This window comes from Halomonas sp. 707D4, assembly GCF_024158685.1.
GTDB lineage: Bacteria > Pseudomonadota > Gammaproteobacteria > Pseudomonadales > Halomonadaceae > Vreelandella.
This window is the reverse complement of sequence record NZ_JAMZBD010000708.1, coordinates 1-1,166: the sequence shown is the minus strand read 5'-3', so window position 1 is coordinate 1,166 and position 1,166 is coordinate 1. Positions and strand designations below refer to the sequence as shown.

Below are 1,166 nucleotides of genomic sequence, written 5' to 3'. Positions count from 1 at the left end.
GCGGCATGCGCATGCCGCCGTCGCTGCTGCGTCTCTCCGAGCCGCCCCAGGGGATCCCGGCGATCGACCCGAGCGTGGCGGACGACCTGCTGGACATTCTGGAAACCTCCGTCGGTCCCAACTCCGGCGGGCGTCGCGCTCGCGTGGAGGGTTACCGGGTGGGCGGCAAGACCGGCACGGTGCGCAAGACCGGGCTCCAGGGCTACGCCGAGAACGCCTACCGCAGCGTGTTCGCCGGCATCGCGCCGATCTCGGACCCGCGGATCGTCACCGTGGTGATGATCGATCACCCGCGTGCGGGACAGTTCTACGGCGGCGCGGTGGCCGCGCCGGTCTTCTCCAGCGTGACCGGCAACGCGCTGCGGCTGCTGGACGTGCCGCCGGACTACGAGGTGGAGTAGCGTGACAGGTAATAGCGTGAAGGAGAGTCAATGACGTCCCATCCCAGTCGCCTGTGGGCTGCGCTCAAAGAAGTGTGGCCGCTGGGCGAGCTTTTCGACGAGCGGGTCGAACTCCCCGAGACCTTCAAGGTGAGCACCGACTCCCGCGACATCGGCGCGGGCGACGTCTTCGTGGCGGTGCCGGGCAGCCAGCGCGACGGGCGTGATTTCATCGACCGCGCCCTGGAGCAGGGCGCGGCGCTGGTGCTGGCCCACGGCACTGCCGCGGGGGTAGCGCTCGACGGACGCGTGCTCTACCTGCCGCACCTGGCGCTGCGCCTGGGCGAGTTCGGGCGGAGCCTGTTCGCGGTGCCCTCGACGCTCGAGCTGGTCGCGGTGACCGGCACCAACGGCAAGAGCTCGGTATCCCACTACATCGCCGCGCTCGGCGAAGCGCTGGGCACGCCCTCCGCGGTGATCGGCACCCTCGGCGTGGGGCGCCTCGAGGCGCTGGTCGATAGCGGCTTGACCACGCCCGGGGCGCTGTTCACCCAGGCCACCCTGGCGAATCTCGCCGGGCAGGGCGCGCAGCGCGTGGCGCTCGAGGCCTCTTCCCACGCCCTCGATCAGCATCGGCTGGATGCCTGCGACATTCGCGTCGGCGTGTTCACCAACCTGAGTCGCGATCACCTGGATTACCACGGCAGCATGGCGGCCTACGCCGCGGCCAAGGCGAAGCTCTTTCGCCGGCCGGAGCTTTCGCTAGCCGTCGTCAACGCCCAGGAT

General features: G+C 70.2%; 2 protein-coding genes. Both read left to right on the top strand.

Annotated features, from left to right (window positions below; translation table 11 throughout):
• A partial coding sequence (locus tag BIS11_RS18100; RefSeq protein ID WP_253586800.1) for a penicillin-binding transpeptidase domain-containing protein occupies positions 1-401 on the top strand: 401 nt, incomplete at its 5' end.
• Between the two features lie 30 nt (positions 402-431).
• Positions 432-1,166, top strand: a 735-nt coding sequence (locus BIS11_RS18095) for a Mur ligase family protein (protein ID WP_253586799.1), incomplete at its 3' end; no start/stop codon positions are given.